The organism is Bradyrhizobium sp. Leo170 (assembly GCF_004296405.1).
Lineage (GTDB): Bacteria > Pseudomonadota > Alphaproteobacteria > Rhizobiales > Xanthobacteraceae > Bradyrhizobium.
This window is the reverse complement of record NZ_PSRR01000434.1, coordinates 1-6128: the sequence shown is the minus strand read 5'-3', so window position 1 is coordinate 6128 and position 6128 is coordinate 1. Positions and strand designations below refer to the sequence as shown.

Sequence of the window (6128 nt, the reverse complement as noted above, 5' to 3'; positions counted from 1 at the left end):
CCCCGCATTTTTGGCCTTAAGCAGGTAACGATGAGGATCGCATTGACGGCGGATTGGGTTCTGCAGTCGCCTTGGACGAAACGCCGCGAGCAGCTCACACTTTGTGCCGGACCGAGCGGCTGACGGAGGGCGCCACTATCCATAGGCTACCGTTATGACTCCATGCCCGTATTGTATTGGCGCCGAGCGAGACGCCGAATTAGACCATCGTGAGAATAGATCGCTTGCAGCGCGCAACGCCACTCGGCAGACGGTCTTGTCATGTGGTGGCGAGGTGAGTGCTTGGTCACGGGACGTGTTGCGAGCGTGCGCCCTTTCGGAGCTCAGGCGCGATGTTTTCCCGGCGGAGGTCGGTGGCAGGACATGACATGGATGATCGGCAAACGACACATGACTCGGTTAGGGAAAGGGATTCGGCATCTATGTCTTTGTTGTCGACTTGTGCGACGCCCGACAGCCGCTCCCGCCTCCTGCGACGTCTCACGGAGACGGCATTCTTGGCTTGTGTCACGAGCGACGTGGTGAGGGCGAGGCGGATCGCGAAGGGACTTGAGGTCATTGCGCCGGGCAGCCGGGAGTGTGTCATTGCTTATGCGGTCGCAGATCTGACGGCAGGCGATGTTGCAGCAGCGCTGGAACGCCTCGATCCTCTTGCCAAAGCAAATGATGCATATGGGATGGCATTTCAGGCCGTGGCTCTTGGGCTTAATGGACGCCTAAGCGAACGCGATACTGTGCTCAGGAGCCTGCCAAGCGGCGAGCCCGGCCTCGAGGGGTTCCTCACAGCCTTGGGCCAGACCGAGCCAGCCCATACCGCAGGAAAGGACATCTAATGAGCAGCGTAGGTAGTATCCTCCCGCAAACAGGGCCAGCCTTTTTGGCGGTCGAGATGCCAGTCACATCGAAAGTATCGGCTGAATCCGTCGAGGCGTTTCGAGCCGCACTCGAGCCGCCTGTGCCATCGCAGCGAGCTGACGAACCGCTGATCATGGCTGGAGGCGAGCTGACGGAGGAGGGAGGGGGGGCGCTCGTTCCTCGCCTCTCCGATGATATCCTCAGTGGCATGGAAAAACTGAGCGCCGGTTTTGCAGAATCCATGCAAGGCGTGCGCAGGGCCGCCGAAGGCATGAACGCGGGGAGCATCCGCTCGGCTGAGTGGCTCGATGCGCAGGTCCAGCTGTCAGCTATGAGCCTGCAATACGACACTGTGACCAAGGTGCTTGGGAAGGCGACCCACGCTCTCGACACTTTCCTGAGCGGCCAATGAGCCACGGTGACGCGGGGCGTGGTTTTTGTATTGAAGCGGGCGGTGGCACTTCTGGTGCTATTCACGCTGGTCGGCTGCGGATCGAAGATCGAGCTCTATCGCAACCTTTCAGCGCGCGAGGCCAACGAAATGCTTGCATTGCTTCTGCGGCAAGGCATCCACGCGGAACGGACGGCCGAGACCGGCGGCACGACCTCGCTCGTGGTGCCAACAGAGGACGTGCCGCGTGCCATGGCTGTGTTGGACAGCGCCGGGTGGCCTCGCGATCATTTCGCCGATATGGGCACTCTCTTCAAGAAGGACCGGATGATCTCATCGGACACAGAAGAGCGTGTGCGCTACACTTATGGTGTCACACAGGAGCTTTCGCAGACTCTGTCCATTATCGACGGCGTGCTCAATGCCCGGGTGCACGCGGTCTTGCCGGAAAGCGCGAGTGACGATCGTAGTCCACCCGCCCCGCCAACTGCCGCTGTGCTCGTCCGTTACAAGCCCGGTGCCCCGATCGATCAGGTCGTGCCGAAGATCAAGGAGCTGGTCGCAAATAGCTTGAAGGGCGTGTCCTATGATCGGGTCTCAGTTGCCCTTGTAGAGGCCAATCAGGACAATACCACGCTTCGTCGAACGGAAGTGACTGCCGGGGCGTCAGAACGTAGCGACTCATCGCGCCTCTTGATCGGCCTCGTCGGCGGCATGGCGGCATCGCTGATTGGCAATGCAGTGCTCGTCTGTCTCATATGGCGGCGGCGCTTTAGCCATAGGAACGGTATGGCAGCGTCATGAACTTCGGCGAAGCGAACAATCAGACTATGCTCGCAATGAGCTCAGCAACAATCTCGGATGAATGGCTTGATACGTCGTGGGCGGGAGCGATGATGCGCTGCATCGCCGATCCTGCGGCCGATTTCGATGATACAATAGCGTTCGATTGGCCCGAATGGATGCCTCTGGACCTCGCTCAGTCCGACCCGTTTATTCGCGTCAAGCTTGGACGTTGGCTGCTTCGTGGCCAAGGTGGTGAAGCGTCCGCGATTATTTCGGCCGGCAACGCACCACGAACCCGGCTCGCATTTCTGCCGACGCCGGACGCTGCACGCCTTATCTGCCTCGCTGGAGCTTGGACCGGCGTGTCCAGCCTCATCGGCCTTCTTCGGACGGCCGATGTTTTGGCGGCACGCGCCGTTCTCGGAGAAGAGGCCTTGGCATTCGTTTCGCATGCCGCCCTGCTACCGCGACCGACCGCCGAACTGATGTCCGCGGTCAGCGCTTCCGAGATGCCGGCTGCGCCTAATGCATTCCTCTACCGCGGTGCGGCGACGTTCGGCCTTGCGATAGGCGCCATCCCACATGGGCTGCGCGCCCGACTACGATTGCGCCGACCTGCAGCGATCTGGATGGTGGTGGCGGACGCCTGCCGTGACGACAGTGCCGGCGAAGATGCCTTTCGTGCGATGCGGCGCCTGGCCCGCAAAAAGATGCCAACATGGTCGCATTGGTTCAACTGACGTCTGGCAGGGTCCGCATCCTCGGCCCAGGGCGAGTCCTGCCGGCAGAAAACGCACAGACGATCGTGGACGCGGAGCAATTGCTCGCTCAGGCGCGACGCGATGCGGACGCGCTCGTGGATGGGGCGCGCGAAAGCGCAGGGATGATCGAGACGGCAGCCAAGGAAGCCGCGCTGACAGCGGCGCAAGCGACCATCGAACAACGTTTGACCGCGATCGCCGTGGCGTCTCTGTGGATCATGGAGGAGAATCAAGAGCGGATTGTCGACATGGGCCTACAGATCGCACGTCGGGTAATCGATACCATCGCGCCGGATGATGCGGCGGTGCGGATCGCTTTGAATAGCCTCAAATTCACAGGTCATAGCTCCCTCGTCCGCTTACGCGTGGCACCGGCGCATGTCGAAACAGTTCGCAGACAATTGAACGAACTGCTCTCGACGGCGACGTCGCGCGCCGTCGTCGAAGTAATTTCTGATCCGCGTGTCAAAGATGCCGGCTGCATCCTTGAGACCGATGCTGGACTGGTCGACGCCACGATCGAAAGCCAATTAGCGGCGATCGAAGCCGGCCTGCGCAGCAGCCTAAAGGCCTCTGCAACGTGACTTCCGAGCGACCCGAGCAGCCAACGGCAGTCACCGCCATTCATTCTTCGCACGACGGCATCGATCGCTTGTTCCAGCTTGCTCGCACAGTGGTGGCGCAGACGTCGGCAATGCGCGTCCGCGGCCGAGTCCTTCAAATCGTCGGGACAATCATCCGTGCAACGGCACCTCGCGCCCGCATAGGCGACCTGTGCACGCTCCGCAACCCCGAGAACAACTGTGAATTGTCCGCGGAAGTCATCGGGTTCCAGCACGACATCGCCATTCTAACACCGCTTGGCGAAACACAGGGGCTTTCTACCCTCACTGAGGTGATCCCGATGGGAGAGCCTCTGACAGCACCCGCGGGCTGGAACCTTCTTGGCCGGGTGCTTGACGGTCTCGGCCGCCCTCTCGACACATCCACTCATGGGCCCCTGCTTCCAGACGCCCGCGTGCCAGTCCAAAGCGAGGCACCGGATCCCTTGACCCGGCGCATAATTGATCGCGCTCTTCCAGTCGGCATACGGGCGATCGATGGTCTTTTGACGTGCGGGGAAGGCCAGCGCATGGGCATCTTTGCCGCGGCGGGCGGCGGCAAGAGCACACTGCTGTCGATGCTGGTGCGTAGTGCGGCGGTTGACGTGACAGTGATAGCGCTGATTGGCGAGCGTGGCCGAGAGGTGAAGGAGTTCATCGAACACGATCTCGGCTCAGAAGCGCGACGGAGATCAGTTCTTGTCGTTGCGACCTCCGATCGTTCCGCGATGGAGCGGGTGAAGGCGGCCTACGTGGCGACGGCGATCGCAGAATGGTATCGAGATCGGGGACAGCGTGTGCTGCTTCTCATGGATTCGGTAACGCGCTTTGCGCGCGCCCAGAGGCAGATTGGTCTGGCGGCCGGCGAACCGGCCACCGCGCGTGGTTTCCCGCCCTCAGTCTTTGCAACCTTGCCGCAGCTCGTGGAACGCGCCGGCAACAACGATCGTGGATCGATAACCGCGTTTTACACCGTGCTTGTCGAGGGCGATGACGTCACCGAACCCCTGGCCGATGAAATCCGTTCCATCCTGGATGGCCACATTGTGCTCTCACGCACCTTGGCAACGTCGAACCACTATCCCGCTATCGATATTCTGGCAAGCGTCAGCCGTGCTATGAATGCTATCGTGTCGTCGCGGCATGAGAAATTAGCGGGTGAGCTGCGGGCCCTGCTAGCGAAATACCACGAGGTGGAACTATTGATACGGGTCGGCGAGTACAAGAAGGGAGCCGATCCGCACGCCGATACGGCTATCGCCAAGATAGAGAACATACGGGCGTTCCTGCGACAGCCAAGATGTGAACAAATTGGCTTCGACGCAATGCTTCAGGAGCTTGCCACGTGCCTCGCATAACTCCTAAGGCCGTACATCAATTGCTTGAGTTGAGAAAATTGCGGAGTCGCCGGGCCGACGAGACTCTACGAGTGCGGCAGTCAGCCATCGACAAATCCGATGCGGCTATCGAAGCGGCACTGACAATCCTTCGCACATGGCGGCAAGACCGGCCTCGTCTGGAACGCGAGATATACGATTTGCTGATCGGCAAAACCGTCGCTCTCAACGATCTTGAGGAGGCGAAGGCGAAGATGATCTCACTGCACGACCACGAACGGCTGCTCGAACGGCGCCTCGAGGAGGCACTGTCGGAAACCGAACAAGCCCGGCAGGCGCGTGAGGAAGCCTACAACGTCGCACGTAAGGCATATCGGGAGCTCGAGAAATGCGACAATCTGGTGCGTGCCTTGAACGCCGGCCCGCTCTAGGAGAAGGATCTCTGATCTATGGATCTAAGGAGCGGACCCTGCGGGTGCAGCCGTTGTGGGGCAGTTAGGCCTCAGAAGTTCTGTGTAGTAGCGCCTCTGTAAGAAGTTTGTGAGGTCAGCGAACAGACCCATCGGGGCCCTCCGATGAGCTTGCGACGCGCTTGCTGAACTGGGTGGCAAAACTGGCCATTGCGGTCATGTAACCGGTCGTCGCCAATGGTTCTCAGCATTTCTGCTGGCGAGAAAGAGCAGCGTCATCGCTGGCTAGTCATGGGCTGGTCGATGAGCGCGAGCATGATCGCCCGGTTGGTCGCGGATACACTATTAATGGCGATCCGACGCGGCGGGAAGCCGGTTGCGCTGCTGCATCCGAACCAGGACCGCCGTATGCCACCGAGGAGTTCCAGCCGCTGGCCGACAATGACATTGTCTCCACCATGAGCAGCCGGGGCAAAGTCCAAGACGACCCGCTGGAGGGCTTCTTTTCGTCACTCGAGACAGAGCCCACGGCGCGGGGACTTATCGAACGAGGAGCGATGCCAGAACTGATTTTTTCAATTAACCACCCAACGGTCTTGACGATGGGCTATCTCGGTTGGAGTTCTAATGCAAAGTTGGATTAGCCCACGGCGGAGTCCATCAAACCGGCTGCATCGACCCAAATCCTCGAGCCGGTCCATTCATCCCTTCTTTAATCTCTATGCCGCATCCGTGAACGAATTGATAGCCGCTCGCAAATCGTGCGCATGCTATACTCAATGTCGCTTAGTTCGGGAGGCTAGCCGCAGCGGCAAATCGGCTCACTTGCTAGCCATAAGCTAGTGTCCTGTCCCGGTAATTCGTGAGCAAAGTCGATGCAGTTTTTCGAGGATTGCGTCTGCCGTAGCGGTCCATCGGAAGGGCTGGCAGGTGGCGTTGTATGCCGTGACGAAGTGATCGATGTTCCGGACGAGTTGCTTAACATT

At 60.0% G+C, this 6128-nt stretch carries 7 protein-coding genes and 1 pseudogene; 7 read left to right on the top strand and 1 reads right to left on the bottom strand.

Annotation, left to right across the window (positions count from 1 at the left end; genetic code table 11):
• Positions 1-368: 368 nt before the first annotated feature.
• Genes CWO89_RS39605 through sctO form a run of 7 tightly spaced genes read left to right on the top strand, consistent with a single transcriptional unit; the run spans position 369 to position 5163 of the window.
• Complete coding sequence (locus tag CWO89_RS39605; protein WP_130583726.1) at positions 369-833, top strand: hypothetical protein; 465 nt, start codon at positions 369-371, stop codon at positions 831-833.
• Positions 834-889: 56 nt separating this feature from the next.
• A complete protein-coding gene (locus tag CWO89_RS39600; RefSeq protein ID WP_165421512.1) occupies positions 890-1267 on the top strand; it encodes an EscF/YscF/HrpA family type III secretion system needle major subunit in 378 nt (125 codons plus the stop codon).
• Between the two features lie 6 nt (positions 1268-1273).
• Entirely contained in the window at positions 1274-2050 is a 777-nt protein-coding gene (sctJ, locus tag CWO89_RS39595) for a type III secretion system inner membrane ring lipoprotein SctJ (RefSeq protein ID WP_130230733.1), read from the top strand.
• Positions 2047-2772: a hypothetical protein gene (locus tag CWO89_RS39590; RefSeq protein ID WP_130230731.1), complete on the top strand. Its 726-nt coding sequence runs from the start codon at positions 2047-2049 to the stop codon at positions 2770-2772. The genes sctJ and CWO89_RS39590 overlap by 4 nt, the downstream gene beginning before the upstream one ends.
• The gene (locus CWO89_RS39585; RefSeq protein WP_130230729.1) at positions 2751-3377 is read left to right on the top strand and encodes a FliH/SctL family protein; all 627 of its coding nucleotides are present in this window, start codon (positions 2751-2753) and stop codon (positions 3375-3377) included. Before CWO89_RS39590 ends, CWO89_RS39585 begins: the two co-directional genes overlap by 22 nt.
• Entirely contained in the window at positions 3374-4753 is a 1380-nt protein-coding gene (gene sctN / locus CWO89_RS39580; RefSeq protein ID WP_283813574.1) for a type III secretion system ATPase SctN, read from the top strand. Before CWO89_RS39585 ends, sctN begins: the two co-directional genes overlap by 4 nt.
• Positions 4741-5163: a type III secretion system stalk subunit SctO gene (gene sctO / locus CWO89_RS39575; protein ID WP_130230727.1), complete on the top strand. Its 423-nt coding sequence runs from the start codon at positions 4741-4743 to the stop codon at positions 5161-5163. The genes sctN and sctO overlap by 13 nt, the downstream gene beginning before the upstream one ends.
• Before the next feature lie 818 nt (positions 5164-5981).
• Here the strand turns inward: sctO and CWO89_RS48510 are convergent.
• A pseudogene (locus tag CWO89_RS48510) lies at positions 5982-6128 on the bottom strand (IS630 family transposase); the annotation flags it as partial.

Bases quoted from the DNA above. Each gene is read 5' to 3' on its own strand.
- CWO89_RS39600 (WP_165421512.1), top strand. From the start codon at position 890: ATGCCAGTCACATCGAAAGTATCGGCTGAATCCGTCGAGGCGTTTCGA.
- CWO89_RS39590 (WP_130230731.1), top strand. From the start codon at position 2,047: ATGAACTTCGGCGAAGCGAACAATCAGACTATGCTCGCAATGAGCTCA.
- CWO89_RS39585 (WP_130230729.1), top strand. From the start codon at position 2,751: ATGGTCGCATTGGTTCAACTGACGTCTGGCAGGGTCCGCATCCTCGGC.
- CWO89_RS39605 (WP_130583726.1), top strand. From the start codon at position 369: ATGGATGATCGGCAAACGACACATGACTCGGTTAGGGAAAGGGATTCG.